This window comes from Allobosea sp. P5_A5 (assembly GCF_056400625.1).
This window is the reverse complement of sequence record NZ_JBFUKY010000009.1, coordinates 22,641-48,166: the sequence shown is the minus strand read 5'-3', so window position 1 is coordinate 48,166 and position 25,526 is coordinate 22,641. Positions and strand designations below refer to the sequence as shown.

The window sequence follows — 25,526 nt, the reverse complement described above, 5'->3', positions numbered from 1 at the left end:
ACCGCCGGGTTTCGCGAGCCCCTCGGCTCAAGGGGCCGATGGCAAGCCGACCAGCTGCGCAATCGCGATGCTTCGATCCGGATGGACCCGGTTTCGCCCGGCTCGCTTGGCCTCATAGAGCCGCTCGTCGGCCCGCCGCAGCATTTCGCGGAAGCGCTGCTGCGGGAGCTGCGCTTCATACACGCCGAAGCTGGCGGTGACGCACCGGCCCCGGAGATCGGTGAGCGCAATCGATGAAATCGCGCTCCGCAGCCGCTCCGCGATGAGCTGCGCGCCGCGTTGATCCGTGCCGGGCAGGAGCGCGCAGAATTCTTCGCCGCCGATGCGCGCGAGCAGATCGTAAGGGCGCAGAACCGGCTTGGCCGCCTCTGCGACGGCGATCAGCACCTGATCGCCGGCCTCGTGGCCGTATTCGTCGTTGACCCGCTTGAAGTGGTCGAGATCGAAAGCGATCACCGACAACGTGCCGCGTTCGCGCTTGGCGCGCGCGATCTCGGTCGCAGCGTTTTCCGAAAGCCAGCGGCGGTTGCCCAACCCGGTCAGCGGATCGGAAAAAGCCTGCCGCTTGAGTCTTGCCATGCGATCATCGAGCGCGCCGATCAGATCCCGGATTTCGTCGGTCAGCCTGCCGAGGTCGTCCTGCCTCGATTTCGCCAGAGCCGGCAGGCGGCCTTCCTGGCGGTAGCGGCGCAAATCCTTGGCCAGCTGGCCTACGGGCGTCAGCAGGTGATGCATGATCGAGAAGGCGATCGCCGTGCCGAGGAGCGTTGCCAGAAGGGTGATGACGAGCACCGCCGTGCTGCTGATTGCGGCGCCGGTGGCGACATAGGCCATCAGCGCGATGATCGGAATGTGGGTAGCCACGAAGCAGCCGGCGAAGGCGCGGGCCAGCAGCGATGTCTTAAAAACGCTGGTGAGCTTCGGGAGAATGGGCATCGTCATAGGCAGCCTTTCGTCTCAAGGCTGTGGGGGTAGCAAGGTCCGATTCACGCAAGGTAAGCGCGGTTACTCGCATTTGAATCAAATCATCGGGAAGTAGGGAAAAGCACTTTTTGTCAGTATGTTAGGATCGTTTCGGTCGTCATGACCGACGTGGAGACAGCGGGGTCGCCGGCAACATTCGGCTGGTGCCCGACAGGATGCTCGCAGCAAGCGCGCGGGCGCCTGCGTCGTGGGTTTGGCCCCCGATGATGACGAACGCGATCGAGCCGAGCTCGGGCAATGGGTCGCTAGCTTCCACCTCCGCCAGGCCGGGCGGGATGAGCCGCGCGGAATGGGCTGTGATGCCGAGGCCTGCGACTGTCGCGGCGCGCAAACCCGCCAGGCTGCTGCTGGTGCAGGCGACGCGCCAGGGCCGCCCGGCGCGCTCCAGCGTCTCCAACGCGTGCACCCGGGTGATGCTCGGTGGCGGATAGAGCACCAGCGGCAAAACCTGCGCGTCCGCGACACGTGAGCCGGGCCGGCCGACCCAGACCAGCTTTTCCTCCCAGGCCACCGTGCCGCGTTGGTCGCCGGCGCGGCGCTTGGCGAAGATCAGGTCGAGATCGCCGGCGTCGTATTGCTCGTAGAGCCGACCGCTGAGGCCGACCGTCAATTCGAGATCGACCGCATGATGCTCCATCGCGAATTCGGCGAGGATGTCGGGCAGTGCGGTAAATGCGAAATCCTCGGAGACACCGAGGCGCAGCCGGCCCCGCAGGGTGGAGCCCTTGAGGAAATGCTCGATGCGGCTGCCGGCCTCCAGCATTTGGCGGGCGAAGGGCTGGACAGCATCGCCGTCCGGCGTCGGGCGCACGCCGTGGGTATCGCGCGCCAGCAGCCGTCTTCCCACACGCCGTTCGAGACGCGTGACATGCTGACTGACCGAGGATTGCTGCAGGCCAAGCTGGCGCGCGGCTTCCGTGAAGCTGCGGGTCTCGCAGACCTTGAGGAAGCTGCGCAGCAGCACCGGATCAAGCGGTTTCGATTCGTCGGACATATCATCATGATCCATGATGACCCTAATCATGTCCAGCATAGATCTAAATAGGCATCGCAGCTGCTATGAATTCGCCGACATCGAGGATCGCACCATGGTTCGCCGCACGCTCGCCCGCTTCGGGATCGACCCCTATCTGCTCATGCTGCTCGCGACGGTCGCGATTGCCGCCATCCTGCCGGCGCGGGGCGTTGGCGCGACGGTGGCGAGCGACGCTGTTTCGGTCGCGGTCGCATTGCTGTTCTTTCTCTACGGTGCGCGGCTTTCGCCATTGGCTGTGTGGGAGGGCTTGCTGCACTGGCGGCTGCAGTCCCTTGTCTTTGCCAGCACCTATGTTCTGTTCCCGATTCTCGGCCTGATCCTGACGAAGGCCTGCGGAGCCTGGCTGACGCCGGAACTGGCGCTGGGCGTGATGTTCGTGTGCGTGCTGCCCTCCACCGTCCAGTCCTCGATCGCCTTCACCTCGATTGCGCGGGGCAATGTTCCGGCGGCGCTGTGCAGCGCTTCGGTGTCGAACCTGTTCGGCATGGTGGTGACGCCGCTTCTCGTCATGCTGCTGCTGGATTCCAAGGGCAGCGGTTTCAGCACCAAGGCGGTCGAGGACATCGCCTTGCAGTTGCTCCTGCCCTTCGTCGTCGGACAGGTGCTGAGGCCGTTGATCGGTGCATTCCTGCTGCGGCACAAGGCAGTGATGTCGCTGGTCGATCGCGGCTCGATTCTGTTGGTCGTCTACGCCGCGTTCAGCGAAGGCATGGTCGCCGGCATCTGGTCGCAGGTGACGGCGCGCGATCTCGGGCTGATCATCCTGCTCGACGTCGTTCTGCTGGCTTTCGTGCTGTTTGCGACGACCTTCGTCAGCCGCCGTCTCGGTTTTTCCAAGGAAGACGAGATCGCGATCGTCTTCTGCGGTTCCAAGAAGAGCATGGCGAGCGGCATTCCGATGGCCAATATCCTTTTCCCCGGCCAGGCGCTGGGGTTGATCGTGCTACCGCTGATGCTGTTTCATCAGGCGCAGCTCTTCGCCTGCGCGACCTTGGCGCAGCGCTATGCCCGCCGGCCGAAGGAGCAAGACGAGCCGATCGCCCAGACCGTCATGCCGAAGCCGGTGGAAGTCTGAGCTTCCCGGTCATCAGATGCGATTTCGCCCGCGTCTGACGCGGGCGATGCCTGTCACATCCGGTTAAAGGCTGCCCTATCAGGGGCAGGTATAACCGCCTGCGCTGGGCGCGCAGCGAGCGCCGGTCGGCAGCACGAGGGATCCGCGCTCCCGGCGCACATAATCTCCATTCGGCAGTTGGAAGCCGCCTGTCGGATCCGGGTTCACGCGCGTGCCATCAGGCAGGACCAGTTGGCCATTGTCCCGAAGGATCTGCTTGGCCACGCCCCCCATGGGCGCCGCGACGGGCTGAGGCTGCGGCTGGCTCGAGACACAGCCGGCAACCAGAGAGGCGACCGCAACGGCCGCCAGCGAAATTCGAATCATTCTGCCCACCCTGTTATGTCGAACGGCCTATGTGGAAACGCCGGCCCACATTTCAGGAGGCCGGCATCGCTATATCAGATCAAAAAGGAGGGGCCATGACGGCCCCTCCTGTCTTCAGTTCCAAACCGTGCGGCAAACCCGGACCGGACGACCGAACCGATTGCGCGTCACGCGGCAGATCTCGCGCCGGCGGCGACCACGGGGCATGCGACCGCGAAACGGGCGATCGCGGTACTGGGCGTGCTCGACGGCAGTGCCGTCGGGCAGCGTCATCGCACGGTCGGCTTCAGCGGTGGCGCCGACAAGCGCGCCGGCCGAGCCGGTCACGGGAGCGGCAGTTGCCTTGCCCGCAATGGCCATGGTGGCCGACCCAGCTGCAAGGCCGAGCAGACCGAGAAGAAAATTGCGTCTTTCCATGGTGTCGTCTCCTTTTTTGAACGCGAATATCGAGTTCCGCTTGTCAGCGGTAATAGCCCGGCGCCGGGCCATCATAGCCGCGACGATAATAGCCGGGCGGCGGACCGCCGGGACGGCCGTAACGCGGGCCGCGATCATAGCGCGGACCGCCGCTGTAATACCGGCCACGACCACCGTAACCGCGCTGGCGCGCCATGGTGTCCTGAATGATCTGCATGCGCCGCATCTTGGCGGCGCTGGCGGTAAACTCGGCCGGCTTGGCGTCGAGCTGGTGCGCGATCGCTGGCGGTAAAGCCTCGCCCGCAAAGGACGGTGTGGCGACGGCGGCCATTCCCAGTGACCCGAGAATGGCAAGGACGGCAAATCGGTTCATTTTGATATCCCAGGTTGCGATGGCCCAACTGGGCATGCCGCGCATAAACGCGGCATGAATAAACCTGCGGTTGCCGGGATGGTTCCGCGGTTGTGATGCCGCGCCGCTTTTCAGATGGCGGCCGGCATGCCGGGCAGGATCTTGTCGAGCGTCATCGGGTAGTCGCGGATGCGCACGCCCGTGGCGTTGTAGATCGCGTTCGCGACGGAGGCTCCCACACCGCAGATGCCGAGTTCGCCGACGCCCTTGGCCTTGAGCCAAGACGATTTGTCGTCGAGCTCGTCGAGGAAGACGACATCGAGATCCGGAATATCGGCGTGAACCGGCACTTGGTACTCGGCGAGATCATGATTGATGAACTTGCCGAAGCGCTCATCGACGACCTGCTCCTCCATCAGGGCGGCGCCGATGCCCATCGTCATGCCGCCGAGACACTGGCTGCGCGCGGTCTTCGGATTGAGGATGCGGCCGGCCGCGCAGACGCTTAGAAGCCGCCGGATACGAACCTCGCCGCTCGCCGCGTCGACGCCGACCTCGCAGAAATGGGCGGCGAAGCTCGCCTGCGCGAACTGCTTGGTCAGTTTGCCGAACGTTGCCTTGTCGGTCACGGTCAGCGGCGCGACGCGCGCAATATCGACCAGTTTGATGCTGCGCTGTCCGGCGCGAACCTCGCCATCGGCAAATTCGGCATCGTCGGAATTGATGCCGGCCTTGCGCGCAATTTCGCCCCGCAAGGCCATGCAGGCGGCGTAGACACCGGCCGAGGCGGAGTTGGCGCCCCATGAGCCGCCCGAGCCGGCGGATTCCGGAAAGTCGCTGTCGCCTAATCGGACGTGAACCTTCTCGACGGACAGGCCCAGCATTTCGGCCGCGACCTGCGTCAGGATGGTGTAGCTGCCGGTTCCGATATCGGTCATCTGGGTTTCGATGGTCAGCTCGCCCTTGCCGTCCAGCGTCGCACGCGCGCCGGATGGCATCACCAGATTGTTGCGGATGCCGGCGGCGACGCCCATGCCGACAAGCCATTGGCCGTCGCGCGTGGTGCCGGGCCTGGTGCTGCGCTTGTCCCAGCCGAAACGGCTTGATCCCTCGCGCAGGCATTCCACCAGTTTGCGCGACGAGAACGGCCTGTCCGGTCCCTTCTCAGGGTCGTATTGCACATCGTTGCGGATACGCAGCTCGACCGGGTCGATGCCGGTCTTCTCGGCGAGTTCGTCCATCGCGCCTTCCAGCGCCAACAGGCCGACCGCCTCGCCGGGTGCCCGCATCGCACCGCCCTTGGGCAGATGCAGCTCGGCCATCCGGGTCCGGATCAGCCGGTTGGCGCCGCGATAGAGCAGCTTGGTCTGGTCGGCGGCGTTTTCCGCTTCGCCACCCTCCTGGTTACCGCAATAGGCATCGTGCCCCACCGCGACCAGCCTGCCATCCTTGTCGGCGCCGAGGCGCAGGCGCTGGATCGTCGCCGGGCGGTGATTGGTGTGGTTGAAGATCTGCGGACGCGTCAGCGCCACCTTGACGGGCCGTTTGAGCGCGCGGGAGGCGAGTGCGGCAAGGATGGGATCGGCATAGAGGAAGAGCTTGGAGCCGAAGCCGCCGCCGATGAACTGGGAGACGACGCGCACTTTGTCCTTGGGCATCCGCAAGGTGCTGGCGATGCCGTCATGGGCCCAATGGATCATCTGGTTCGAGGTGTAGATGACGACCTTATCGCCGTCCCACCGCGCGACCGAGGCATGCGGCTCCATCATCGCGTGAGACTGGTCGGGCGTCGTATAGGTCACGTCGATCTTGATCGCGGCGGCCGCGAAGGCACCGTCGAAGTCGCCCACTTTCGAATCAGGAGCCTCTTTGACCGGTTCGCCGGAATCCTTGACGGCCGCGAGATCGAAATCGCCCTTGCCGTGCTCGTAGCGGATATCGACCAGCTTCGAGGCGGCGCGCGCCTGCTCGAAGGTTTCGGCTACGACAAAGGCGACGGCCTGCTCGGCCTGCTCGATTTCGGGACCTGCGAGCTGCGGTGCGTTGTGCTGGCCGTCGCCGTCCTGCTTGGGCGCGTTTTCGTGCGTCATAACCAGCAGGACGCCCGGCGCGGCCTCGGCCTTCTTCGTGTCGATCGAAACGATGCGGCCGCGCGGAATCGCCGAGCCGACCACGAAGCCATAGGCGGCGTTCGGAAACTCCTCGTGAAATTCATAAGCGTAATGGGCGCGGCCCGAGACCTTTAGCGGGCCATCGACGCGGTCGAGCGGCTTGCTGACGACCTTGCCCTGATCGATCGGATTGGGCGCAAGGGCAGGTGTGCTGAAATCCATGGCGAAAATCCTGGTCAGGCGGTCACGGTCGCGAGAACGCGACGGGTGAGGCCGAGCTTGAACTCGTTCTGCTTGGTCGGGCGCGCGCCGCTGAGCGCGGCATCGGCCACGGCGCTGGGGCCTCTCGCAAATGCGGCGTCTGCCTCCTTCACCCGCCAGGGCTTGTGCGCGAGTCCGCCAAAGGCGAAGCGGCCGGTGCCGTCCGCCCCCAGGATCGCCGCGATCGAAACCGTGGCGAAAGCGTAGGAGGCGCGATCACGGACTTTCCGGTAGAGATGCTTGCCCGGCACGGGCTTCGGCAGCGTCACGGCGGTGATGAGTTCGCCCGCCTTCAGCTCGGTCTCGATGTGTGGCGTCTCACCCGGCAGACGGTGAAAATCCGCGATCGGAATGCTGCGGGTCTGGCCATCGGGCAAGGTCGTCTCGACGGTGGCATCGAGCACGCGCATCGCCACCGCCATGTCGGATGGGTGCGTCGCGATGCAGGCATCGCTTACGCCGAGAACCCCGAGATTGCGGCTGAAACCCTCCAGAGCCGAGCAGCCCGAGCCGGGCTGACGCTTGTTGCAGGGCGTGTTGGTGTCGTAGAAATAGGGGCAACGCGTACGCTGCAGCAGGTTTCCGGCCGTGGTCGCCTTGTTGCGCAATTGTCCGGAAGCGCCGGACAGCAACGCCCGTGACAACACCGCGTAATCCTTGCGAACGCGGCCATCGGCCGCGAGCGTCGTGTTCCGCACCAAGGCGCCGATCCGAAGGCCGCCTTCCGGCGTCTCCTCGATCCTGTCGAGCCCGATGCGGTTGATGTCGACGAGATGAGCCGGCGTCTCGATTTCGAGCTTCATCAAGTCGAGCAGGTTGGTGCCGCCGGCGATGAGCTTCGCGTTGGGATTGCCGGCAAGCGCCTTGGCGGCGGAGGCGGCGTTATCGGCGCGCTCGTAGGTGAACGGTCTCATCCGCGATCTCCCTCATGCACTTCGCGGATCGCGGCGACGATGTTGGGATAGGCCGCGCAGCGACAGATATTGCCGCTCATGCGCTCGCGAACTTCGGTGTCGGAAAAGGCAACCTGATCCAGCTCGGCGGTGACGTGGCTGGGCACGCCCGCCTCGATTTCCTTGAGCATGCCGACCGAGGAGCAGATCTGGCCCGGCGTGCAGTAGCCGCACTGGAAACCGTCATGCTTGACGAAGGCGGCCTGCATCGGATGCAGGTTGCCGGGCTCTCCGAGGCCCTCGATGGTGGTGATCTCATCACCCTCGTGCATCACCGCAAGCGAGAGGCAGGAATTGATCCGCTGGCCGTTCACCAGCACCGTGCAGGCGCCACATTGGCCGTGATCGCAGCCCTTCTTGGAACCGGTCAGATGGAGATGCTCACGCAGCGCGTCGAGCAGCGTCACGCGCGGGTCGAGGCTGAGGCTCTCGTACTTGCCGTTGATGCTGAAGCCCACGGTATGATGGGCGGCGTTCGTGCCGGCGCTTGCCGTGCTCGTGGCAGAGGTGCGGGCCTCGGCCTGGAAGGGCGGCAAACCGCCCGCAATCGTTACAGCGCCCGCAGCGACGGCAGCCCGTCGTGTCAGGCTGAACTGGTCAGGTGGCATATCCACGTTTCCCGGTCTCAAATTTGGAATGAGACCAAAGAACGGGTGATGGCGGCAATTGATCCATCACGCGGACGTGATGGATCGTTTCGTCGGGAGCGGACGGCCGTGCGACGAAGCGACGGCCGCCTCTGATCAGGTCAGCTGCCGGAGCGGCCGGCGATCTGCGGGACCCACATGTCGCTCCACTTGGCGGGCTTGACCTTGATCGATCCAGCTTTGTGAAGGAATTCGGCGTATTGCAGCACGCCTTCCGGTGTTGCGGTAAAGCGCGAATCCTTGTCCTCGATCATCTGCTGGATTTCGGATGCATCGACCTTCACCTTCGAGCTTTTGACGTAGATCTCGGCGGCGAGCTTCTTGTCCTTCTCGATCAGCGCTGCGGAATCGTCCATCGCGTCGATGAAGGCCTGGGTGAGCTTCGGGTTGGCATCGACGAATTTCTTCGGCGCGAAGGTCACGTCCAGCGTCATGTTGCCGAGATAATCGACCGAGTTGAGCACGCGGTGGATGCCGGGCGCCTTGGCCTCGATGTACTGGAAGGGCGGCGAGGTGAAATGCGCCTTGATTTCGGTCTTGCCGCCGATGAGCGCGCCAAGCGCCTCAGGATGCGGCAGGCTGATCGTCAACGGGTCCATCTTGGCATAGTTCGCATCGCCGAAGACCTTGGCCGAGATCATCTGCAGCGTCACCGCGGCGAGCGAGGTCTTGATGCCCGGCAGCGCGATCTTGTCGTTAGAGGTGAAGTCCTGCAGCGACTTGATCTTGGGGTCGTTGGTCATCAGCCATTGCGAGGTGGAACTCATGCCGGTAACGCCGACGACCTCGACGCCCGGAATGCCTTTGGCCTTGGCCCAAAGCGTGACGAAGCCTGGCGCGCCGGTGCCGGCGAAGTCGAGCGTGCCGGCCATCATCGCATCGTTGATGACGTTGCCGCCGTCTAGCATCAGCCAGTTGACCTTGACGTCACCCAGGCCGGCGGCCTTGGCGCGCTTCTCGAAGAACTGCTGATCCTGCATCACGATCAGCGGCAGATAGAGGATGCCGAAGCCCTTGGAGATGCGGACTTCGGACACTTCGGCGCGGGCGGGAGCGGCGAACGTCGCCCCAAGCGCGGCCACCGCAAAAGCGGTGCGCAGGACTGTCTTGGAATTCATGGTCGGTTTCCTCCGGGTGATGGCCGTTCGGCCTGTTGAGCGAGTAAAGTATCGAAACCCAGCCCTCATCCCGAGGAGCCGCGTAGCGGCGTCTCGAAGGATGCTCCAGATGGTTCCGGAGCCTCCTAGAGCATCCTGCGAGACAGCCCTTCGAGCCCCCTCAGGATGAGGGCTGAGAACCTCTTTGTCAGTGCTGCATGCCCCAGCGGCGGATCGTCTTGCGCTCGATCGTGGCGAAGATCACGTTCTCGACGAAGAGGCCGATGAGGATGACGGTGAAGAGGCCGGCGAAGACGTTCGCTGTCTCCAGCTGGTTGCGGTTCTCGTAGATGAACCAGCCCAGCCCGCCGGAACCCGAGGACACGCCGAAGACGAGCTCGGCCGCAATGAGCGTGCGCCAGGCGAAGGCCCAGCCGACCTTGAGGCCGGTCAGGATCGCCGGGAAGGCGGCGGGTATCAGGATCAGACGCACCAGCTTCAGCCCGCGCAGACCGTAATTCTGGCCGACCATGCGCATCGTGCTGGAGACCGAACGGAAGCCGGCATGGGTGTTGAGAGCGATCGCCCAGAGCACCGAATGCACCAGCACGAAGACGATGCTGCCGGTGCCCAGTCCAAACCAGATCAGCGCCAGCGGCAAAAGCGCGATCGCCGGCAGGGGATTGAACATCGAGGTCAGCGTCTCCAGCAGGTCGGCGCCGATGCGCGAGCCGATGGCGAGCGTCGTCAGCACGGCGGCCAGCGCGATGCCGATACCGTAACCGATCAGCAGCGTCTGCAGCGAGACCATCATGCGCGCCGGGATGATACCGTTCGCGATGTTTTCGACGAAGGCCTCGACCGTCTGCACGAAAGTCGGGAACAGCAGCGGGTTGGCCAGCCAGCGGCCATAGGCCTCCCAGGCGATGGCGAGGACGGCGAGGATCAGCGCCTTGCGGACGAAGCCGAGGCGATAGATGCGCTCTGCCGCGCCGATGGTCTTGGCGATGACGGGGGCATCGCTGGATTGAACGTCGCGGATGATCTCCGGACGGAAGCTGACGAGATCGGTCATGAGTTTTCGTCTCCCGTTCAGTGATGCGCGAACAGCATGTCGTTGATCCGGGTTTCGAGCGCGGCCTGCGTGCCCGTGCCCATCTCGTGCGCCGGCACGCTGTTGAGCTCCGCCTTGACCTCGCCGGGATGGGGAGACAGCAGCAGGATGCGCGTGCCGATGCGGATCGCCTCCTCGATCGAGTGGGTGACGAAGAGCACGGTGAACTTCGTGTCGTCCCAAAGCCGCAGCAGTTCGTCCTGCATCTTGCGGCGCGTCAGGGCGTCGAGCGCGGCGAAGGGCTCGTCCATCAGCAGCACGTCCGGCTCCATCGCCATGCCGCGCGCGATCGCAACGCGCTGCTTCATGCCGCCCGAGAGCATGTGCGGGAAGCTGTCGATGAATTTAGTCAGGCCGACCTTGTCGATATAGGAGCGGGCGCGCTCTGCGGCCTCGGCCTTGCCGGCGCGGCCGGACGCGGTAGCGGCCTCGGCCTTGCCGGCGCGGCCGGACGCGGTAAGAGCGAAGACCACGTTTTCGCGCACCGTCATCCAGGGCAGGAGCTGGTCGAACTCCTGGAACACCATCATGCGGTCCGGGCCCGGCCCTGAGACCGTGCGGCCCTTCAGGCTGATCTGGCCCTCGACGGGCGAGAGATATCCGCCGATCGCCTTGAGCAGGGTCGACTTGCCGCAGCCGGAAGGCCCCAGCAGCACGAAGCGGTCGGAGGGATAAACGTCGAAGGAGACGCGCCGCGTCGCGGTGACGATGGCGTCGGGCGTCTTGTATTGCAGCGTCACCCCGTCCACGCTCAGCAGCGGGGACAATGCGGGCGCCGCTGTGGCTCCCGCGGACATGGCTGTGGTGTCGGTCGATTGAAGCATCGGCTCTCCTTGACGATCGTTTCCCGGCGCACTTATGGGCGCTTGGCGAATGAAGTAGCATTCGCAACTGACGCGAAACTGACTCCTGAAACTGCAAAGGAAATTCCGCTTGCGCGTGCTCGTGGTCGAGGACACCGCCGATATTGCCGAGGCCGTGGTGATGCGGCTGGAGAAGATCGGCCATGCCGTGGATTGGGAGCCAAACGGGCAGGTCGCAGCCGAACTGCTGGCGGTGCAGGCCTACGACCTCGTCATCCTCGATCTCAACCTACCGGGGCAGGATGGGCTCGCCATTCTGAAGGGGATGCGGGGGCGCAAGCTCAAGACGCCGGTGCTGGTGTTGACGGCGCGCTCGGCCGTCGATGAGCGGATCGGCGCGCTCGATCTCGGCGCCGACGACTACCTGATCAAGCCCTTCGACTATGGCGAGCTGGAAGCCCGCGCCCGCGCATTGCTACGGCGCAGCGCCGGCCAGACCGACAACCTTCTCCAGTTCGGACCGCTGTCCATCGACAGGGCCGGGCGCGTCGCCACCATCGACGGCCGGCCGCTCAACCTGACCAGGCGGGAACTGACGGTCCTCGAAATCCTGGCTGCGCGGCCGGAGCGGATCGTGCCCAAGGAGGAGCTAGTCGAGCAGTTGTTCAATTTCGACCAGGAAGCGAGCCCGAACRCGATCGAGCAGTTCGTCACGCGGCTGCGCCGGAAGCTCGGCGAGGCGCCTGTGGAAATCCGCACCTTGCGCGGCCTGGGCTATCAGCTTGCGGCGCTCTGACCTCCAGCTTTCGCTGCGGCTGCGCATCATGGCCGTACTCTCGGCGGTGCTGGCCGTCGGCGCGGTCGTGCTCGGGCTTGTCGCCTGGCAGTCGGCCTCGGTCGCGGCGCAGCAGGCTTATGATCGGTTGCTGAGCGGCGGCGCGGTGCAGATCGCGGAGAATGTCTTCGTCCAGGGTGGGTCGATCGCGGTCGAGCCACCCGTTTCCACTCTCGCGACCCTCTCGGCTTACGATCTCGTCTTTTACAAGGTGGTCGATCCGCGCGGCGTGGTCGTCGCCGGCTATGAAGACCTGGCCTCCGACGCCGATCCGGTCGCGTCGCGTCGCGGCGCGGTGCTCGAAGACGGCGTGTATCTGGGCCAACCGGTGCGCATCGCCACCCTTGCGCGCGAGATCGACCTCTCGGGTTCGCGCGGCTGGGCGACGATCGTGATCGCCCAGACGGTCGAGGCGCGGCGCGCTTTGGCCTGGGACCTGACCTTCAAGGCGCTGGCGATCATCGCCCTCGTCAGTGTCTTCGCGCTGGTTGCGACGGGCTGGGCCGTTCGTCTCGCGCTGGAGCCGCTGGCGCGCATCGAGCGGGACATCGCCGGGCGCCGCCCGGACGATCTGCGGCCGATCGGAGTCGAACCGCCGGTCGAGGTCCGCGCCCTCGTCCACGCGATCGACGGCTTCATGCGGCGACTGTCCGATCGCATGGCGCTGATGCAACGGTTCATCGCGGATGCGGCGCATCAGATCCGCACGCCGCTGGCGGCCCTCGACGCGCAGGTCGAGATCATGCAGGCGACGCCGTCCGCGAGCCGGAAGGCGGAGGCGGTTATCCGCATCCGCGAGCGCAGCAGCGAACTCGGGCGACTGACGGGCCAACTGCTCGACCATGCGATGGTGATCCACCGGAGCGACGCGATGGCAACGACCGAAGTCGCGCTCAATCCGCTCGCCAAAGCGGTGCTGGCCAAAGCCGTGCCGCTTTCTTTGCCGCGCGAGGTGGACATCGCGTTCCTGCCGGCTGCCTCCGATCCCGTGGTCGAGGGGGATGCGGTGAGCCTGCGCGAAGCCCTGGGCAACCTGATCGACAATGCGCTGAAGCATGGCGCCCGCAGCCGTCTGGTCGTGACGGTCGGCGTCGATGCCGAGCGGGCCTGGGTCGAGGTCGCCGATGACGGGGAGGGGTTTCCGGCCGCGCTCAGTGAACTGGCCTTGCCCTTTGCCAAGGGACAGGCCTCGGATGGATCCGGCCTCGGTCTCGCGATCGCGGCGGAGGTCGCCCGTGCCCATCGCGGAGAACTCGCTGTTGCGCATGAGCAGGGGATGACGCGGGTGCGGCTGCTCATCGGCCGCCAGCAAACGGCTTGAACCGGCGCCCGCTCAGCCGGGCAGCGACAGATCCAGCACCTTGCCTTCGAAAAGCCGGTCGTAGGAGCCCTGGATATGACGGCGCATGGCGTCGCGCGCCTCGATCTCCCGTCCATCGCGGATGGCGGCGAAGATCGCGTCATGCTCGTCCAGGACGCCAAAAAGGCCGCCGGCCGGGCCGAGCAGCGACAGGCCGTGCAGCTTCATGCCGACATTGATGTGGTCCTTCAGCGCCTGCATCGAGGAGAGGAAGAAATAGTTGTTGGCCGCCTCGGCGATCGAGATGTGGAAAGCATAGTCCGCGTCCTCGCGGTGGCCATGGGCGCGGGTCGTATCGCGCATCATTTCGAGCGAATTGGCGATCGCCGAAAGCGCCGTCTCGTTGCGTCGCTTGGCGGCGTAAAAGGCATTGGCGGGCTCCACCTCGAGCCTGAATTCATAGCAGCGCTGCACATCGGCGATGGTGCCCACAGGCGCAAAGGTGATGGCCTTGTTGTGGTCGGATTCCGCGCCACGCACGAAGGTGCCGGCGCCTTGCCGCGAGGATACCAGACCGTCGTCGCGCAGCCGCCGCAGAGCCTCGCGCACGACCGGCCGCGACACGCCGTAAAGCGCGGCCAGGTCGTGCTCGCCGGGCAGACGCGAGTTCGCGGTGTATTCGCCCGAGGCGATCCGCGCCCGCAGTTGGTGGTGCACCCGCTGAACGAGAGGAGATGGCGGGCCCGCCTCGCGATCCCGCGGTGAGATGATCTGATCCATCATCTGACCTTACAAGATATGACAACTTGGTCAAGAGGATCGGCAATGCGCGTAAAATCACTGGATTTCGAATCTTATCGCTATCCAAATTACAACATGTTGACATGTTGTTCGAGTTGGGTTTCGATAGAGCCAAGGTCCGAAGAGACCGGCGAAAGGAAACGTTCTCGGTCTCGCCCAGCCGGCGGCTTCGTCTCGGCGTTCTCCTGTTTCGCTGCTCTGGATCCAAACCAGCAGGTGGACGATGGCCGACATCAGGACGAACCGTTTCAAGCGCGATCTGGGCCAGCGACAGCAGCTCGGCATCTTCTCGACCTTTGCGAGCCCGGCATTGACCGAGATGTTCGCTCAATTGGGGTTCGACTGGCTGCTGCTCGACACCGAGCACAGCCCCAACGAGCCTTCCGAAATCGTCGCGCAGCTTCAGGTGATGGCAGCGCTGCCGGCCGAGCCGATCGTGCGGCCGGCCTGGAACGACATGGTGCTGGTCAAGCGCTGGCTCGATTTCGGCGCGCAGACGCTGCTCTTCCCCTATGTGCAGAATGCCGAGGAGGCGGCCCGCGCCGTCAGCTACACGCGCTATCCGCCGCATGGCGTGCGCGGCGTGTCGGGCTCGTCGCGGGCGGCCGCTTACGGGCTGATCCCGGACTATTTCGCGAAGGTGCAGCAGGAAATCTGCGTCATCGTGCAAATCGAGACAGCCGAGGCGCTGGCACAGATCGAGGAGATCGCCGGGGTCGACGGCGTCGACGCCGTCTTTATCGGCCCTGCAGACCTCGCGGCCTCGATGGGTCATCTCGGCAACACGCAGGCCCCCGAGGTTCAGGCCGCAATCGACGACGGCTTCAAGCGCCTGAGGGCAATCGGCAAGCCGGCCGGTTACCTCACCAACAACGAGGCGGAAGCCAAGCGCCGCGTCGCCGAGGGCATCGACTTCGTCGGCGTCGCCAACGACACGACGATCGTGGCGCGCGGCGCCCGCTCGCTGCTATCCGCGGTGAAGGGCGACTGAGATGGCGTTTGCCCGCCAGCCCCTGCGCCTGCTCGCGGACGACCTGACCGGGGCGCTCGACAGCGCCGCCGCCTTCGCGTCTCCGTCCGCGCCGGTCGCGGTCTACTGGCGTGGAGAACGGCCGGCGGCGGGCGCGATCGCGCTCGACAGCCGCTCTCGCGAAGCCACGGCGGAGGAAGCATGCGCCTCGGTTGCCGCCGTTGCGGGTGAGCTTTTCGCGCCCGGCAGCGGTCTCGCCTTTAAGAAGATCGACAGCCTGTTGCGGGGGCAGGAGGCTGTCGAGCTGGCCACGATCCTGAGCCTCGTGAAGCCGCGGCATTGCGTCGTCGCTCCCGCCTTTCCGGCGCAGCGGCGCATTACGCGAGGCGGCCGGCAATATGTTCGCGAGAGCGATGGTGAGCGCGTCGTGCCGGCCGATCTGGCAGGCGCGCTGGAGCGTGCCGGCCACCGGGTCGCGATGCTTCGTGCCGGGGCCTCCCTTCCGGCCGGCCTTAGCTTCTGGGACGCAGAAACCGATGCTGATCTCGACGCTGTCGTCGCCGCAGCCTCGCATCTCGACGACGTGCTCTGGGTGGGGAGCGCGGGGCTTGCGGCCGCGCTGGCGCGGGCGACGGATGCCCTGGGATCGACGGTCCGGACCGTTTTGCCGCGCCCGATCCTCGGGCTGATCGGCTCCGAGCATGACGTGATCCGGGTGCAGCTGGCGCGAACGGAGCATTTGCACATGCGTCTCGATCGCAAAAATGGGCAGGCTTACGATGAGATCGCGCGAAGGCTGTCGGATGACATCGCCGTTTTCGCCAGCGTCGATCTGCCGGCGGGCACCTCGCGGCGCGATGCGGCTGCCGCGATCGAGGCCCGGTTTGCGGATCTGCTCGCAAGGCTCGAGCCTCCGGGCACGCTGATCGCGGCAGGCGGCGAGACGTTGCGCGGCCTCTGCGAGGCGCTGGGCGCCGATCGGCTCGACGTGATCGGCGAAATGATGCCTGGCGTGCCGCGCTCGATTCTGCGCGGCGGCCGCTGGGACGGCGTTACGATCGTCTCGAAATCCGGGGCCTTTGGCGGTCCCGACCTCCTGAAACAGCTCGTCGCGGCTCCTGCCGTGGCTTTTGCCGGAGCGGCAGCATGACACCTCATCTCGCCATTACCATGGGCGATCCGGCCGGCGTCGGCCCGGAAATCATCGTCAAGGCCTGCCTCAAGCTGAAAGACCGTCTGGCCTCGGGCGATCTTCGGCTGCTCGTCATCGGCAGCAATGCCGCGCTGCACGAGGCGGATCGCATGATCGATGCCGGCCTCGCAATCCCGGAAGTTACGGAGACGGGCGCCTGGCCCAACCTCGCCTGTCTCCAGGCCGGGCCGGAAGGCGAGCCGATCAAGCCCGGCGTGCTCAGCGCCGATGGAGGACGCTTCGCCTATCTCGCGGTCGAGAAGGCCGTGCGCCTTGCGCAGGCCGGCCGCATCCAGGGCATCGTCACCGCGCCGCTCAACAAGGAAGCGTTGAACAAGGCCGGATACAAATTCGCCGGCCATACCGACATGCTGGCGACGCTGACCGAGTCGAAGGGCTCGGTGATGATGCTCGCCCACGGCAATATGCGCGTCAGCCACGTCACCACCCATGTCGCGCTCAAGGACGTGCCGGGCAAGCTGACGCCAGAGCGCCTGCGCTATGTGATCGAGCGCACGGACGAGGCCTTGCAGGCGCTCCAACTCGGTCGACGCAAGATCGCGATCGCCGCGCTCAATCCCCATGCCGGCGAAGGCGGACTCTTCGGCCGCGAGGACGATGACGTCTCGGCTCCGACCATCGCCAAGGCGGTGGCCGACGGCTTCGACGTGGTCGGCCCGGTGCCGGGCGACACGGTCTTCGTCAAGCTGCGCGCCGGGCAATACGACGCTGTCGTCGCGATGTATCACGACCAGGGGCACATCCCGGTCAAGCTGCTGGGCTTCAACATCAATCCCGAGACCGGAACCTGGGACGCGCTGTCGGGCGTCAACATCACGCTCGGCCTGCCGATCGTGCGCGTCTCGGTCGATCACGGCACCGCCTTCGACATCGCCGGCAAGGGCATCGCCAACGAGCTCAGCCTGCTCGAGGCCATCGAATACGCCGAGAAGCTCGCCGCGGCGCGCGGCATCACCGCCAAAAGCGCGGCGTAAGGAGGCCGGGTCCCATGAACATGCACGCAAGCCAGCCCTTGGCGACCAGTCTCGCGACGCCGATTACGATCCAGCGCCCGTCCATCATCGAGTTCGGCGCCGGTACCGCCGCGCTCGCCGGCCGTTGGGCCGCCGCGCAAGGCTTCAAGCGCATTCTCGTCGTTGCCGACGCCTTCAATGCGGGACGCGTGGATGTGCTGGAGCTGAAAGGCGCGGTCACGGTTTTCGGCACCGTGAAGCCGGAGCCGGACGTTCCCAATCTCGAAGCCGCGCTGGCGCTGGCTACCAAGGTTAAGCCCGATCTCGTCATCGGCTTCGGCGGCGGCAGCGCAATGGATCTCGCCAAGCTCGTCGCGGTTCTGCCGGGCTCGGGCCAGACGCTCCATGAGGTCGTCGGCCCCGAGAAGGTGCGGGCCAAAGGCGCGGCGCTGATGCAGGTGCCGACCACCTCCGGCACCGGTTCGGAAGCCGGCACCCGCGCGCTGATCACCGACCCGGCGACGCAGAACAAGCTCGCGGTGCAGAGCCTGCACATGCTCGCGGACATCGCGATCATCGATCCGGCCCTGACGCTGACGCTTCCCTCCACAGTCACCGCCGCGACTGGCGTCGATGCCATGGCGCATTGCGTCGAGGCCTTCACCAGCAAGAAGGCGCATCCGCTGATCGACATGTATGCGTTGGAGGGCGTCAAACTTGTCGGCCGCTTCCTCGGACGCGCCATCGCTGATGGTTCGGACATCGAGGCGCGTGCCGGTCTCTCGCTGGCGTCGCTTTATGGCGGCTTCTGCCTGGGCCCGGTGAACACCGCAGCGGGGCACGCCGTCGCCTATCCGCTCGGTACGCGCCACCACATCGCGCATGGCGCGGCCAATGCGCTGATCTTCCCGCATACGCTCGCTTTCAACACTCCGGCCGTTCCGGAAAAGACGGCGGCGATCCTGTCCGCGCTGGGTCTCGACGGGGCTTCGCGCGAGCAAGAGGTGTTTGCCGCCGCGCATCGCTGGTGCGCCGATCTCGGCTGCGAGATGAAGCTCTCCGCCCTGAATGTGCCGCGCGATGATCTGCCGGCCATGGCGAGCGAGGCCCACGCCATCMGCCGTCTGCTCGACAACAACCCCCGCGACATCTCTCGCGACGAGATCCTCGCGATCTACGAGGAGGCCTATTGATGGGCGCTCACCCGACCACCGTCGAGCCCGCTGGCCTTACGCAACGCACCGGCGTCTTGCATCCCCTCGAGGGCGATCCGACGCGGACCGAGGCCTACATCCCGAGCCCCTGCGTGCAGAACCATGCGGCGAACCTTGCGGTTCTCCGCAATGGCGATCTCGCCTGCGTCTGGTTCGGCGGCACGCAGGAAGGCATTCCCGACATCTCGGTCTATTTCTCGCGGCTTGCGAAGGGGGCCGAGCGGTGGAGCACACCGGAAAAGCTCTCCGACAACCCCGGCCGCTCCGAGCAGAACCCGATCCTGTTCACGACGCCTAAGGGCGAACTCTGGCTGATCTGGACGGCGCAGCTTTCCGGCAATCAGGACACCGCCCTGGTGCGCAAGCGCGTCTCCCTCGACCATGGCGCAAGCTGGGGTTCGATCGAGACGCTCTTCGAGGCACCGCAGGGGCATGGCCTCTTCGTGCGACAGCCGCCCGTCTTCCTGGACGATGGCGCCTGGGTGGTTCCGGTCTTCCACTGCGTGAGCGTGCCCGGCCAGAAATGGGTCGGGGACCGCGACGTCAGCGCCGTGCGCGTTTCGACCGACGAGGGCCAAAGCTGGAGCGAGCATGTCGTGCCGGGCTCGCTGGGCTGTGTGCACATGAACATCGTGAAGACCGGCGACGGGCTGCTCGCGCTTTATCGCAGTCGCTGGGCCGATTTCATCTATGCCAGCCGCTCGACCAATGGCCGCGACTGGTCGGCGCCGGAACCGACCGAGCTACCCAACAACAACTCGTCGATCCAGGCGACGGCGCTCGCTGATGGCCGCATCGCGCTGGTCTTCAACGCGTCGAGCCGGGCTGACGCTACCGATCGCCGCCTCGGGCTCTACGACGACATCGAGGATGACGAGCCGGCCTCAGCCGGGCAGACACCCGCTCCGGTCTTCGAAAAGACCGCCTTCTGGGGCGCCCCGCGCGCGCCGATGACGCTGGCGATCTCGGCCGATGGCGGGCGGACCTGGCCGGTTCGGCGCGATCTCGAAACCGGCGACGGCTACTGCATGACCAACAACTCGAAGGACGGGCTGAACCGCGAGTTCTCCTACCCGTCGATCACGCAGACGCCGGACGGCGATCTTCAGATCGCCTTCACCTATTGGCGCCGCGCCATCAAGCACGTCCGTGTTTCGCCCGACTGGGCGCAGCACGGCTGACCGAACTTTAGAAAACCAAAAACAGGGAGACGCTGATGGCTGCCCTCGCAGAAATCCGTCCGATCACCAAAGCCAAGTCGTCATCGGCGAAGGACCTCATCTCGATCCGCGGGCTGGAAAAGACTTATGCCGACGGCACGGTCCATGCGCTGTCGAATATCGATCTCGACATCAAGGACGGCGAGTTCGTCTGCGTCGTCGGCCCGTCCGGCTGCGGCAAGTCGACCCTGCTGCGCATCCTCGCCGGGCTCGACGACTATGACAGCGGCAACGCGGCGCTCGACGGCCAGTCGATCACCGGCCCCTCGCGCGATGTCGGTGTCGTCTTCCAGGCGGCGAATCTCCTGCCCTGGATGACGGTGCGAGAGAACGTAGCGTTGCCCCTGCGCGTCGGCGGCAAACAGGTCGGGCAGGCCGAGGACATCGACCGCCTGCTCGATGTCGCGGGCCTGAAGGATTTCGGCCACCGCTACCCCTACGAGCTGTCGGGCGGCATGCAGCAGCGCGCCGGCATATGCCGGGCGTTGGTGCGCTCGCCGCGCGTGCTGCTGATGGACGAGCCTTTTGGTGCGCTCGACGCGTTGACCCGCGAGCGGATGAACCTCGAATTGCAGCGCATCTGGCAGGCCAGCCGCAAGACCGTGATGCTGATCACGCATTCGATTTCGGAGGCGATCTTTCTGGCGGATCGGGTCGTGGTGATGTCGGCCCGCCCGGGCCGCGTCATCCGCGAGCTGGAAGTGCCGATCCCGCGCCCGCGCTCCAACGACACCATCATCAGCCACCCGGCCTATCCGGCGCTCGCCAAGGAAATCCGCGGGCTGCTCAACGCATCGGGAGACGAGTGATGAGCCAGATCCAGACCACGCTGGTCGCCGATCCCGTCGCGATCGAAAAGGCGGCTCCGCAGCGCAAGGCCGTCGCCGGCAAGCACAAGGACGCCACGAGCATCAACGGCACCGCGATCACGCTGGTCGGGCTCGTCATCCTCTTCGGCGGATGGGCGGCGGCCGTGAAATATCTCGAGGTCCCGTCCTACATTTTGCCGACGCCGCTCGCGGTGTGGAAGGCGCTGTGGTCGGGCCTCGCGGTCAGCCCGTCGAGCCCGCTCGGCTATTACCTGCCGCTCTGGGGCACGCTGAAGAATGCCGCGATCGGACTGGCGATCGGTTCGGGGCTCGGCCTGACGCTGGGCTCGCTGATGGCCGAAAGCCGGCTGATCGAAAAGCTGCTGATGCCCTATGCCTTCGCGCTGCAATCGCTGCCGAAAGTCGCGATCGCGCCTCTGATCGTGATCTGGTTCGGCTTCGGTGACGGGTCCAAAATCGCGATCGCGGCCCTGCTCGCCTTCTTCCCGATGCTGATCAACAGCTTCACCGGGCTTCGCGCCGTCGAGCCGGAGCGGATCGACCTGATGCGCTCGCTTTCGGCCTCTCGCTTCGAGACCTATCGCATCGTCAAGCTGCCCAATGCCGCGCCCTTCATCTTCGCCGGGCTCGACATGGCGGTGGTCTACGCGCTGCTCGGCACGATCGTCGCCGAGTTCCTCGGTGCGCAGCAGGGCATGGGCGTCGTCATCACCCAGGCGCAGGCCGTGACTGACGTCGCGGGTGTCTTTGCCGCGCTCGTCATCCTCGGCGCCATGGGCATACTGCTGCACAGCATCGTGCGCGGGCTGGAAAAGAAGATCGTCCATTGGGGCGAACGCGGCCGCAAGTAACGTCGTCAGCCAAACCTATCAAAACCAACAAAACTCAAGGGAGAACATTATGATCACGCGCAGGCAATGGCTCCAAGCAAGCAGCGTCTTCGCCAGCGCGATGGCTCTCGGGCCGCGCTCCACCTTCGCTCAGGCCAGCAAGACCGTGAAGGTCGGCGTGGGCCTGAAGTCGATCAACTCCAGCGTCATCAACCTGCTGATCGGCGAGGCGCTCGGCTACAATGCCGAGGAAGGCTTCAAGGTGCAGGGCATGGCGCTGGGCGGCAACGCCAACGTCCAGGTCGCGACCGACAAGGGGGATGTCGATGTCGGCATCGGCGTGCCGTCCTACGCGCTGCCGATCCTCGCCAAGGGCGAATGGGGCCAGTCGCAGTGGTTCTACCAGTACACCTATCCTTATAAGTGGGACGTGGCGGTCAAGCCGGGCTCGACCGTCAAGAGCTATGCCGATCTCAAGGGCAAGAACATCGGCGTCTCGGATTTCGGCGGCACCGAATATCCGGTCACCCGCAACGTGCTGAAGCAGCTCGGCATCGATCCCGACAAGGACGTGAAATGGACCGCGGTCGGCGCCGGCGTGCCGGCAGGCGTGGCGCTTCAGCGGGGCGCGATCGATGCGCTGGCTTATTACGACACCGGCTTTGGCATCATCGACGGCGCCGGCATTCCGATGGAGCTCGTGCAGCGGCCGGCCAACCTGCCGATGATCGGCGGCCAGTTCCTGATGGGCCTCAAACCCCGCATCGAAAAGGAGCGCGCCACCTTCGTCGGCTTCGGCCGCTCGACCGCCAAGGCCTCGCATTTCATGCTGGCCAACCCGGCAGCCGGAGCCAAGGCGTTCCTGAAGCTCTACCCGGAAACCGCGCCGCGCGGTTCGAGCGAGGAGCAGGCGGTGAAGTCCGTGCTCGAAGCGGTCAGCCGCCGGGTCAAGCTCTACGAGCCGCCCTATCAGGGGGCCAAGATGGGCTCGATCCGGGTCGACGAGTTCGTGACCGAAGCGAAGATGAGCGACCTCGACATCAAGGACTTCAATAGGATCTACACCAACGACCTGATCGACGAGATCAACAATTTCGACGTCGAGAAGATCAGGGCGCAGGCGCGCGCCTACACAGGATGAACAATCCGGCTTCCGACACAGACGGGCGCGCAAAGCGCGCGCTCGTCACCGGCGTCAGCTCGGGGATTGGCGAAGCGATCGCAAAGCGGTTGCTTGCCGAGGGCTGGGGCGTCGTCGGCTTCAGCCGCAATGCGCCTGCCTTCGCGTATGAGGGCTTGTGTCATGTGCCCGTCGATATCTCCGATCGGCAGGCTTTGGCACAGGCGCTCGACGGTCTCGGTACGGTCGATGCGATCGTCCACGCCGCCGGCATCCTGCGCGTCGGCATGCTCGGCCAGCTCGACCCAGCCAACGGGCAGGCGATGTGGCGGCTGCATGTCGACGCTGCCGAGCAGATCGTCGAGGCGCTCGTTCCCGCACTGCCGGACGGCGCCCGCATCGTCTTCATCGGCAGCCGCACCGCCAGCGGCTCGGCCGGGCGGGCGCAATATGCCACGACCAAGGCCGCGCTCATCGGCATGGCGCGCTCGTTCGCCATCGAGCTGGCGCCGCGCCGGATCACGGTCAACGTCGTCGCGCCCGGCGCCACCGACACGCCGATGCTGAAAGACCCCGAGCGCGCCTCTGTCGCACCCAGGATGCCCCCGATGGGCCGGCTGGTGAAGCCCGAGGAGGTGGCGGCGACGACCGCGTTTCTCCTGTCGGACGGCGCAGCCAGCATTACGGGTCAGGCTATCGTGGTCTGTGGCGGTGCCTCGCTGTGACACCGAGCGCCTAGTCCGCCAGCCTCGCCCTGCGTTCGCGCCAGATGGCGGAGGTCTGCGGCTTGATGAAGACCGAGGCGATATCGGAGCGATGGGTCCGCAGCCTGGCCTCGATGCGCTCGACGCAATCCTCGATATCTCCGGTGGAGCGGTCGTCCTTGAACTCGAGACTGAGCGCGACGACGATCTGATCGGGACCGAGATGGACCGTGGTCATGCCGTTGACGCGCTCGATGTCGGGGTCGCCGCTGACGGCGGCCAGGATTTCCGCCTGCACATGGGGCAACGCAGCCTCGCCCATCAGGAGCGCCTTGGATTCACGCGCCAGGAAGATCGCCGTCGTGGCGAGAATGACGCCGATCAGGATCGAGGCGACGCCGTCGAACTCCGGACGGTCAAACCAGGAGGCGGCTGTGATGCCCAGCAAGGCGACGAACAGGCCCAGCAGTGCCGCGGTGTCTTCGAAGAGCACCGTGAAGACGCTCGGGTCCTTGCTTTGGCGTACGGCAGCGAGATAGCTCAGCTTGCCCTTGGCGGCCCGAAATTCCTTCAGCGCGACGCGCCAGGAATAGCCCTCGAACAGGATCGACAGGCCGAGCACGACATAGTTCACCGTCAGGTTGGTTGCGTGCTGCGGCGTTATGACATGCGCGATGCCCTCATAGAACGACACGCCGGCACCCACGGCGAAGACCAGCAGCGCAACGATGAAGCTCCAGAAATAGAGCTCCCGCCCGTGGCCGAAGGGATGCGTCAGGTCGGGGGGCCTGGCCGCACGCTTCAGCCCATAGAGCAACAGCAATCCGTTGCCGGTATCGACGAGGGAGTGCACACCCTCCGAGAGCATCGCGGAGCTGCCGGTCCAGGCTGCGGCAATGAACTTTGTCACCGCAATCAGCAGGTTGCCGGCCAGGGCAGCATAGATGACGGTTTTGGAGCCTGTATGCGCGGCCATGTCGATCTCGAATATACCCGTACGAAGCCTGCCTTCGGTCAGGAGCGCGTGGTCGCGCTCGGCTCGTGGATAGGGCAACCGTTCTGGCTGGCGCGCATGGATTTCGACATTTCATAGGTCTGCCGCCTGGCGCGATTGATGCCGCCGAGCGGCCTGTGCGCGGCCAGCGCATGCCAGACCGAGAAGGACATGCCGTCGTCGATCCTTGCCGAGCGCTCTTCGCTCCAGGATTCCTGGGGAGCGACGGTAAGCCTGGCGACGGTGACGAAAGGGCTTTCGTCCTCGGGCCAGACCACAGAGGCATCCTCAATCGGCATGGTATCCGCATTGGTCTGGAGTTGGACCTTGAAGTCCCATTCGCCGCCATGCGCGTGGAAATAATCGATCAGGCTGTCGCGAATGCCGTTGGGCCGGCCTCTGACGTCGAGTTCGGCGTCGGTCAGCTGCTTGAGGGCCTCTGAGGCGGGCTGGAGCGAGAACTTCGCGCTGTAGTCGCCATAAAGAAACGGCGTCTGGCCGTAATAGCTTTCGCCGAGCGGATTCGTCATGGGGTGGCCGCCCATCGACTTCAGTGTCGCGCTTTCGCCGCCGAAGGTTTCGATGACGGTCTCAGTGCCGCGTGCCACCGCAGAGAACGCCTTCTTCAAACCGGGAGCCTTGTCGGTGGTCTTGGCGAGAAGCGACAGATTTCTGGCGAAAGCGGCGGGTTCGGCGGCCAGGAAGGCCGGCCCGTTGACCATGACGAAATCCTGCGTCAGCGCTTCGCCGGACGCGAGATGTGGACCCTCGACACCGACGATCTTGAGAGCAAGGCCGCGCGGAACGGAGACGCTGTCGTCGAGAATGTCGCCGGGATTGGTGGAAATGCGGATGATCGCCTCGTATCGGCCCGGTCGCGCGAACAAGCCTTGCGCGTAAGCATCAGGCAGACCATCCATGACCTCGAACTCGCCCTGCAACAGAGCATGGCTCTTGGCGTGGACGGTGCGGTTGCCGTGGCCGCTATCGGCGAAGGTCGTCTCCCCGATTTCGCGCAGCGCGTCTTCGAGCTCGCGGATCGTCTCGGGCTCGTCGGCTGCCGGTCGTTCCAGCGAGGGGTCGAAACGCAGCGGCACGATGGACGAGGTCATGGCGAGTTCCAGTAGAGGGGTTGATGCTCAACCGCAGCTTTGGATGCTTGTTCCGGAAGGCCGCCTGTCCCCGACCGCAATCCATGGCTAGTCGCGACGACGACCTGGGCGCCGCCTCGACGTCCAGAAGAGCAAAGCCCTTGAAGACCGGCTTTATCGCGCTCTTTACCCATATCACTCAAGGCGATCTCCACATAACCACCCTCGCAATCGT

At 65.4% G+C, this 25,526-nt stretch carries 25 protein-coding genes; 12 read left to right on the top strand and 13 right to left on the bottom strand.

The window, feature by feature from the left end; genetic code table 11:
- Nucleotides 1-27 precede the first annotated feature (27 nt).
- On the bottom strand, nucleotides 28-942 hold the full coding sequence (locus AC1DR6_RS17335; protein WP_476830502.1) for a GGDEF domain-containing protein: 915 nt from the start codon (nucleotides 940-942) through the stop codon (nucleotides 28-30).
- Nucleotides 943-1,081: 139 nt separating this feature from the next.
- Entirely contained in the window at nucleotides 1,082-1,978 is an 897-nt protein-coding gene (locus tag AC1DR6_RS17330; RefSeq protein ID WP_476830501.1) for a LysR family transcriptional regulator, read from the bottom strand.
- Between the two features lie 94 nt (nucleotides 1,979-2,072).
- Here AC1DR6_RS17330 and AC1DR6_RS17325 point away from each other — a divergent pair, with 94 nt between their 5' ends.
- Nucleotides 2,073-3,095: a bile acid:sodium symporter family protein gene (locus AC1DR6_RS17325; protein WP_476830500.1), complete on the top strand. Its 1,023-nt coding sequence runs from the start codon at nucleotides 2,073-2,075 to the stop codon at nucleotides 3,093-3,095.
- Nucleotides 3,096-3,575: 480 nt separating this feature from the next.
- Here the strand turns inward: AC1DR6_RS17325 and AC1DR6_RS17320 are convergent, their stop codons facing one another.
- From AC1DR6_RS17320 to AC1DR6_RS17285, 8 genes are all read right to left on the bottom strand, one after another.
- Complete coding sequence (locus AC1DR6_RS17320) at nucleotides 3,576-3,878, bottom strand: hypothetical protein (RefSeq protein WP_476830499.1); 303 nt, start codon at nucleotides 3,876-3,878, stop codon at nucleotides 3,576-3,578.
- 43 nt (nucleotides 3,879-3,921) lie between these two features.
- Nucleotides 3,922-4,251, bottom strand: a complete 330-nt coding sequence (locus AC1DR6_RS17315; RefSeq protein WP_476830498.1) for a hypothetical protein — start codon at nucleotides 4,249-4,251, stop codon at nucleotides 3,922-3,924.
- Between the two features lie 110 nt (nucleotides 4,252-4,361).
- Complete coding sequence (locus tag AC1DR6_RS17310) at nucleotides 4,362-6,563, bottom strand: molybdopterin cofactor-binding domain-containing protein (protein WP_476830497.1); 2,202 nt, start codon at nucleotides 6,561-6,563, stop codon at nucleotides 4,362-4,364.
- A gap of 14 nt (nucleotides 6,564-6,577) precedes the next feature.
- Nucleotides 6,578-7,516, bottom strand: coding sequence for an FAD binding domain-containing protein (locus AC1DR6_RS17305; RefSeq protein WP_476830496.1), 939 nt, complete (start codon nucleotides 7,514-7,516; stop codon nucleotides 6,578-6,580).
- Nucleotides 7,513-8,163, bottom strand: a complete 651-nt coding sequence (paoA, locus tag AC1DR6_RS17300; RefSeq protein WP_476830495.1) for an aldehyde dehydrogenase iron-sulfur subunit PaoA — start codon at nucleotides 8,161-8,163, stop codon at nucleotides 7,513-7,515. Before paoA ends, AC1DR6_RS17305 begins: the two co-directional genes overlap by 4 nt.
- Before the next feature lie 140 nt (nucleotides 8,164-8,303).
- Entirely contained in the window at nucleotides 8,304-9,320 is a 1,017-nt protein-coding gene (locus AC1DR6_RS17295) for an ABC transporter substrate-binding protein (RefSeq protein ID WP_476830494.1), read from the bottom strand.
- Nucleotides 9,321-9,507: 187 nt separating this feature from the next.
- A complete protein-coding gene (locus AC1DR6_RS17290) occupies nucleotides 9,508-10,374 on the bottom strand; it encodes an ABC transporter permease (RefSeq protein WP_476830493.1) in 867 nt (288 codons plus the stop codon).
- 17 nt (nucleotides 10,375-10,391) lie between these two features.
- The gene (locus AC1DR6_RS17285; protein ID WP_476830634.1) at nucleotides 10,392-11,210 is read right to left on the bottom strand and encodes an ABC transporter ATP-binding protein; all 819 of its coding nucleotides are present in this window, start codon (nucleotides 11,208-11,210) and stop codon (nucleotides 10,392-10,394) included.
- Nucleotides 11,211-11,346: 136 nt separating this feature from the next.
- Here AC1DR6_RS17285 and AC1DR6_RS17280 point away from each other — a divergent pair, with 136 nt between their 5' ends.
- Nucleotides 11,347-12,012, top strand: a complete 666-nt coding sequence (locus AC1DR6_RS17280) for a response regulator (protein ID WP_476830492.1) — start codon at nucleotides 11,347-11,349, stop codon at nucleotides 12,010-12,012.
- The gene (locus AC1DR6_RS17275; RefSeq protein ID WP_476830491.1) at nucleotides 11,999-13,372 is read left to right on the top strand and encodes a sensor histidine kinase; all 1,374 of its coding nucleotides are present in this window, start codon (nucleotides 11,999-12,001) and stop codon (nucleotides 13,370-13,372) included. Before AC1DR6_RS17280 ends, AC1DR6_RS17275 begins: the two co-directional genes overlap by 14 nt.
- A 12-nt stretch (nucleotides 13,373-13,384) precedes the next feature.
- Here the strand turns inward: AC1DR6_RS17275 and AC1DR6_RS17270 are convergent, their stop codons facing one another.
- On the bottom strand, nucleotides 13,385-14,134 hold the full coding sequence (locus tag AC1DR6_RS17270; protein ID WP_476830490.1) for a FadR/GntR family transcriptional regulator: 750 nt from the start codon (nucleotides 14,132-14,134) through the stop codon (nucleotides 13,385-13,387).
- A 241-nt stretch (nucleotides 14,135-14,375) separates the two neighbouring features.
- Between AC1DR6_RS17270 and AC1DR6_RS17265 the strand changes: the two genes are divergently transcribed.
- From AC1DR6_RS17265 to AC1DR6_RS17225, 9 genes are read left to right on the top strand one after another with little or no spacing between them, the layout of a single operon-like run.
- Nucleotides 14,376-15,143, top strand: a complete 768-nt coding sequence (locus tag AC1DR6_RS17265; RefSeq protein WP_476830489.1) for an HpcH/HpaI aldolase family protein — start codon at nucleotides 14,376-14,378, stop codon at nucleotides 15,141-15,143.
- A 1-nt stretch (nucleotide 15,144) separates the two neighbouring features.
- The gene (locus tag AC1DR6_RS17260) at nucleotides 15,145-16,272 is read left to right on the top strand and encodes a four-carbon acid sugar kinase family protein (protein WP_476830488.1); all 1,128 of its coding nucleotides are present in this window, start codon (nucleotides 15,145-15,147) and stop codon (nucleotides 16,270-16,272) included.
- Nucleotides 16,269-17,309 (top strand): 4-hydroxythreonine-4-phosphate dehydrogenase PdxA, encoded by a 1,041-nt coding sequence (pdxA, locus tag AC1DR6_RS17255; RefSeq protein ID WP_476830487.1) that lies wholly within the window; start codon nucleotides 16,269-16,271, stop codon nucleotides 17,307-17,309. Before AC1DR6_RS17260 ends, pdxA begins: the two co-directional genes overlap by 4 nt.
- A 20-nt stretch (nucleotides 17,310-17,329) precedes the next feature.
- A complete protein-coding gene (locus tag AC1DR6_RS17250) occupies nucleotides 17,330-18,481 on the top strand; it encodes an iron-containing alcohol dehydrogenase (protein WP_476830633.1) in 1,152 nt (383 codons plus the stop codon).
- Complete coding sequence (locus tag AC1DR6_RS17245; protein ID WP_476830486.1) at nucleotides 18,481-19,683, top strand: sialidase family protein; 1,203 nt, start codon at nucleotides 18,481-18,483, stop codon at nucleotides 19,681-19,683. The genes AC1DR6_RS17250 and AC1DR6_RS17245 overlap by 1 nt, the downstream gene beginning before the upstream one ends.
- 35 nt (nucleotides 19,684-19,718) lie before the next feature.
- A complete protein-coding gene (locus AC1DR6_RS17240; protein WP_476830485.1) occupies nucleotides 19,719-20,531 on the top strand; it encodes an ABC transporter ATP-binding protein in 813 nt (270 codons plus the stop codon).
- Nucleotides 20,531-21,403, top strand: a complete 873-nt coding sequence (locus tag AC1DR6_RS17235; RefSeq protein WP_476830484.1) for an ABC transporter permease — start codon at nucleotides 20,531-20,533, stop codon at nucleotides 21,401-21,403. The genes AC1DR6_RS17240 and AC1DR6_RS17235 overlap by 1 nt, the downstream gene beginning before the upstream one ends.
- A 49-nt stretch (nucleotides 21,404-21,452) precedes the next feature.
- Nucleotides 21,453-22,523, top strand: coding sequence for an ABC transporter substrate-binding protein (locus AC1DR6_RS17230; protein WP_476830483.1), 1,071 nt, complete (start codon nucleotides 21,453-21,455; stop codon nucleotides 22,521-22,523).
- A complete protein-coding gene (locus AC1DR6_RS17225) occupies nucleotides 22,520-23,227 on the top strand; it encodes an SDR family NAD(P)-dependent oxidoreductase (RefSeq protein WP_476830482.1) in 708 nt (235 codons plus the stop codon). Before AC1DR6_RS17230 ends, AC1DR6_RS17225 begins: the two co-directional genes overlap by 4 nt.
- A 10-nt stretch (nucleotides 23,228-23,237) precedes the next feature.
- Here AC1DR6_RS17225 and AC1DR6_RS17220 read toward each other — a convergent pair whose 3' ends face one another.
- Both AC1DR6_RS17220 and AC1DR6_RS17215 read right to left on the bottom strand, forming a co-directional pair.
- Nucleotides 23,238-24,182: a cation diffusion facilitator family transporter gene (locus AC1DR6_RS17220; RefSeq protein WP_476830481.1), complete on the bottom strand. Its 945-nt coding sequence runs from the start codon at nucleotides 24,180-24,182 to the stop codon at nucleotides 23,238-23,240.
- Nucleotides 24,183-24,220: 38 nt separating this feature from the next.
- Complete coding sequence (locus AC1DR6_RS17215) at nucleotides 24,221-25,312, bottom strand: catalase family protein (RefSeq protein WP_476830480.1); 1,092 nt, start codon at nucleotides 25,310-25,312, stop codon at nucleotides 24,221-24,223.
- Between the last annotated feature and the right edge of the window lie 214 nt (nucleotides 25,313-25,526).

What these genes read in the sequence shown, in the direction of transcription:
- AC1DR6_RS17325 (WP_476830500.1), top strand. Translation starts at nt 2,073, where the DNA reads ATGGTTCGCCGCACGCTCGCCCGCTTCGGGATCGACCCCTATCTGCTC.
- AC1DR6_RS17225 (WP_476830482.1), top strand. Translation starts at nt 22,520, where the DNA reads ATGAACAATCCGGCTTCCGACACAGACGGGCGCGCAAAGCGCGCGCTC.
- AC1DR6_RS17220 (WP_476830481.1), bottom strand. Translation starts at nt 24,182, where the DNA reads ATGGCCGCGCATACAGGCTCCAAAACCGTCATCTATGCTGCCCTGGCC.
- pdxA (WP_476830487.1), top strand. Translation starts at nt 16,269, where the DNA reads ATGACACCTCATCTCGCCATTACCATGGGCGATCCGGCCGGCGTCGGC.
- AC1DR6_RS17260 (WP_476830488.1), top strand. Translation starts at nt 15,145, where the DNA reads ATGGCGTTTGCCCGCCAGCCCCTGCGCCTGCTCGCGGACGACCTGACC.
- AC1DR6_RS17285 (WP_476830634.1), bottom strand. Translation starts at nt 11,210, where the DNA reads ATGTCCGCGGGAGCCACAGCGGCGCCCGCATTGTCCCCGCTGCTGAGC.
- AC1DR6_RS17295 (WP_476830494.1), bottom strand. Translation starts at nt 9,320, where the DNA reads ATGAATTCCAAGACAGTCCTGCGCACCGCTTTTGCGGTGGCCGCGCTT.
- AC1DR6_RS17230 (WP_476830483.1), top strand. Translation starts at nt 21,453, where the DNA reads ATGATCACGCGCAGGCAATGGCTCCAAGCAAGCAGCGTCTTCGCCAGC.
- AC1DR6_RS17235 (WP_476830484.1), top strand. Translation starts at nt 20,531, where the DNA reads ATGAGCCAGATCCAGACCACGCTGGTCGCCGATCCCGTCGCGATCGAA.
- AC1DR6_RS17330 (WP_476830501.1), bottom strand. Translation starts at nt 1,978, where the DNA reads ATGTCCGACGAATCGAAACCGCTTGATCCGGTGCTGCTGCGCAGCTTC.
- AC1DR6_RS17335 (WP_476830502.1), bottom strand. Translation starts at nt 942, where the DNA reads ATGACGATGCCCATTCTCCCGAAGCTCACCAGCGTTTTTAAGACATCG.
- AC1DR6_RS17305 (WP_476830496.1), bottom strand. Translation starts at nt 7,516, where the DNA reads ATGAGACCGTTCACCTACGAGCGCGCCGATAACGCCGCCTCCGCCGCC.
- AC1DR6_RS17290 (WP_476830493.1), bottom strand. Translation starts at nt 10,374, where the DNA reads ATGACCGATCTCGTCAGCTTCCGTCCGGAGATCATCCGCGACGTTCAA.
- AC1DR6_RS17265 (WP_476830489.1), top strand. Translation starts at nt 14,376, where the DNA reads ATGGCCGACATCAGGACGAACCGTTTCAAGCGCGATCTGGGCCAGCGA.
- paoA (WP_476830495.1), bottom strand. Translation starts at nt 8,163, where the DNA reads ATGCCACCTGACCAGTTCAGCCTGACACGACGGGCTGCCGTCGCTGCG.
- AC1DR6_RS17310 (WP_476830497.1), bottom strand. Translation starts at nt 6,563, where the DNA reads ATGGATTTCAGCACACCTGCCCTTGCGCCCAATCCGATCGATCAGGGC.
- AC1DR6_RS17245 (WP_476830486.1), top strand. Translation starts at nt 18,481, where the DNA reads ATGGGCGCTCACCCGACCACCGTCGAGCCCGCTGGCCTTACGCAACGC.
- AC1DR6_RS17270 (WP_476830490.1), bottom strand. Translation starts at nt 14,134, where the DNA reads ATGATGGATCAGATCATCTCACCGCGGGATCGCGAGGCGGGCCCGCCA.
- AC1DR6_RS17320 (WP_476830499.1), bottom strand. Translation starts at nt 3,878, where the DNA reads ATGGAAAGACGCAATTTTCTTCTCGGTCTGCTCGGCCTTGCAGCTGGG.
- AC1DR6_RS17215 (WP_476830480.1), bottom strand. Translation starts at nt 25,312, where the DNA reads ATGACCTCGTCCATCGTGCCGCTGCGTTTCGACCCCTCGCTGGAACGA.
- AC1DR6_RS17240 (WP_476830485.1), top strand. Translation starts at nt 19,719, where the DNA reads ATGGCTGCCCTCGCAGAAATCCGTCCGATCACCAAAGCCAAGTCGTCA.
- AC1DR6_RS17315 (WP_476830498.1), bottom strand. Translation starts at nt 4,251, where the DNA reads ATGAACCGATTTGCCGTCCTTGCCATTCTCGGGTCACTGGGAATGGCC.